The following is a 2,416-nucleotide window of genomic DNA, read 5'->3' as shown; positions in this document are numbered from 1 at the left end:
GGCTAAACGCACTTCGCGCGGGCCGGGTCAGGAGCCGGGGACAGCCTGGGCCTTCGCGTTGCGGCGGACGCTCGACCACGCCTTGTCGTTGCACAGCCGGCAGCTCGACGCCGGGCCGAAGAACACCGGCCTCGCCTGTTCGTCGCCCATCAGCCAGAACCGGAACCACGCGGTGATCGCGCCGCGGAAGCCACCGCCGTCGCCTACCGGGGTGAAGTGCGTGGCACCCGCCAGTTCGCCGTAGATCGCCGGGATCTGCGTCGCCTGGTTGTACCGCGGGATCACCAGCAGCGGCGGCGAGACGATGATGTCGGCCTGGCCGCCGAGGATGAACATCGGGCTGTGCAGCGCGCCGATGCTGCCCTGCGGGCCCGGCTCGATCGGGATCGTCGTCGAGATCCGCGCGTCGGCGCCCGCCGCGATCGCCCCGCCACCGCCCTGCGAATGCCCGGTCGCGCCGATGTGCGCGGTGTCGATCTTCCGGTAGTACTCGCTGCCCGCGCGGCCGTTCTCCGCGATGAGCGCGTCGGCGCCGTCGAGCATCTCCCGCCCCGACCCGGAGTTCGTCGTGTTCGCCGCGGCGACGACGAACCCGTGCGACGCCAGATGCCGCAGCAGCCCGGCGTAGATCGGCGGCGTCGCGCCGGTGCCGTTGCCCCACACGATCACCGGATGCTTCAAACCGTTCTCGCCGAGCGCAGTGGGCCGGTACACGGTGTGGGCCGCGTCCAATGCTTCGGTCGTGACCGGGAACGGACCCGGATCGGCCCAATGACCGTCGACCGGGGGAAACCCGGTCTCCGAGCCGGACGCGGCCGGAGCCGTGAGCAGCCCGGCCACGGTGACGATCGCGAGAAGCCCGGACCACCACCGGACCCGGCGAAGCTTGCCTGCCATGCCATCACTCCTTTGTGACGCGGATGCGGACCAGCCCATGATCGCGCGGTGACCGGCTCGTCACCGTTGGGAACCGGCTCAACGATCTCCCAGGACGGTCGTGACGGAGCACAGCGGCCGGACTTGATCGAATTCGGGTACCGTCGGTGACATGCGTTGACGCCTGCCCGGCAGCCGGGCACCCCCAGCACTCCTTCGTGCCACCACCGAATCGGAAATCACGAAGGAGAACCCATGAACACGTCGATGCCCATCGACGTCCCCCAAGCACTGGCCGCTATCCACGGCAAGGACGACAGCGGCCGCGCCTGGCTCGCCGCGCTGCCCCGCCAGGCGGAAGAATTCCTCGAACGCTGGGCGCTGCGCCCGGACGGCCCTGCCGCACACGGCATGGCCTCGCTCGTCCTGCCGGTGACCCGCGCCGACGGCGTCCGTGCCGTGCTCAAGCTCCAGCAGGCCAGCGAGGAGAACGCGGGCGCACCGCTGGGCCTGCGGACCTGGAACGGCGACGGCATCGTCCGGCTGCTCGACCACGACCACGACACCGGCGTCATGCTGCTGGAGCGGCTCGACGAGACCCGGCCGCTGTCTTCGGTGTCCGACGACGGCGACGCCATCCGGATCCTGGCGGACCTGCTGGCCCGGCTCGTCGCCGTGCCCGCGCCGGACGGCCTGCGGCAGCTCGCCGACGTCGCCGCCGCCATGCTGGAGCAGACACCGCAAGCGATTCCGGCGTTGCGTGACCCGGATGAGCGGAGCCTGGTGCGGAGGTGTGCGTCCGCCGTGGCCGAGCTGCTCGGCGAACCGGGCGACCGCCTGCTGCACTGGGATCTGCACTACGACAACATCCTTGCCGGACACCGGGAACCATGGCTGGCCATCGACCCCGAGCCACTCGCCGGCGACCCCGGTTTCGACCTGCTGCCCGCGCTGGACAACCGCTGGGACGAGGTAGTCGCGACCGGGGACGCGCCCCGCGCGGTACTCCGCCGTTTCGACCTGCTGACCGAGACGCTGGACCTCGACCGGCGACGGGCCACCGGCTGGACGCTCGGACGCGTGCTGCAGAACGCGTTGTGGGACATCGAAGACGGCAAGACCGCGTTGGAACCGGCGCAGATCCTCATCGCGGAAACCTTGCTGCATAAGCGAAAGGTGTGATCGTCAGGCAGCCTCGTCGAGCATCGTGAGCACCTCCTCGGTGGACCGGACGTCACCGAACGACCGGTAGATGGTGTGGAGCGTGGCGTTGTGCTCCTCGTCGCGCGCGGCTGCGTTGGCGTCCGCGACCATGACGACCCGCAGGCCGAGGGCGCTCGCGTCGCGAGCCGAGGATTCACAGCACACGTTGGTGACGGTGCCGGTGATCAGCACGGTGTCGATTCCGCGCTGCGCCAGCGAATCCGGTAACGAGCACCGGCCGGGGAAGAACGCGCTCGCCGCGGACTTCTCGGCCAGTACGTCGCTCTCGTGCACCCGGAAACCCGGCCAGAGCCGTGTCGCGGGCGGGCCCGTGCCG

At 70.4% G+C, this 2,416-nt stretch carries 3 protein-coding genes; 1 reads left to right on the top strand and 2 read right to left on the bottom strand.

Annotated features, from left to right (window positions below):
- Positions 1-27: 27 nt before the first annotated feature.
- Positions 28-897 carry an acetylxylan esterase gene (locus ACFWX1_RS36305; protein WP_378394333.1) on the bottom strand — a complete coding sequence of 290 codons (870 nt, stop codon included), beginning with the start codon at positions 895-897 and terminating at the stop codon, positions 28-30.
- A 234-nt stretch (positions 898-1,131) separates the two neighbouring features.
- Between ACFWX1_RS36305 and ACFWX1_RS36300 the strand changes: the two genes are divergently transcribed.
- A complete protein-coding gene (locus tag ACFWX1_RS36300) occupies positions 1,132-2,058 on the top strand; it encodes an aminoglycoside phosphotransferase family protein (protein ID WP_378394332.1) in 927 nt (308 codons plus the stop codon).
- A gap of 3 nt (positions 2,059-2,061) precedes the next feature.
- On the opposite strand, the gene ACFWX1_RS36295 is transcribed toward ACFWX1_RS36300, so the two are convergent.
- Positions 2,062-2,416, bottom strand: a 355-nt coding sequence (locus tag ACFWX1_RS36295; RefSeq protein ID WP_378394331.1) for an isochorismatase family protein, incomplete at its 5' end; no start/stop codon positions are given.

The sequence above is a fragment of the Amycolatopsis sp. NPDC059021 genome (genome assembly GCF_042739895.1).
GTDB lineage: Bacteria > Actinomycetota > Actinomycetes > Mycobacteriales > Pseudonocardiaceae > Amycolatopsis.
The sequence above is the reverse complement of the archived record's forward strand: the minus strand, read 5'-3'. Positions and strand labels throughout refer to the sequence as shown.

Bases quoted from the DNA above. Each gene is read 5' to 3' on its own strand.
- ACFWX1_RS36300 (WP_378394332.1), top strand. From the start codon at position 1,132: ATGAACACGTCGATGCCCATCGACGTCCCCCAAGCACTGGCCGCTATC.
- ACFWX1_RS36305 (WP_378394333.1), bottom strand. From the start codon at position 897: ATGGCAGGCAAGCTTCGCCGGGTCCGGTGGTGGTCCGGGCTTCTCGCG.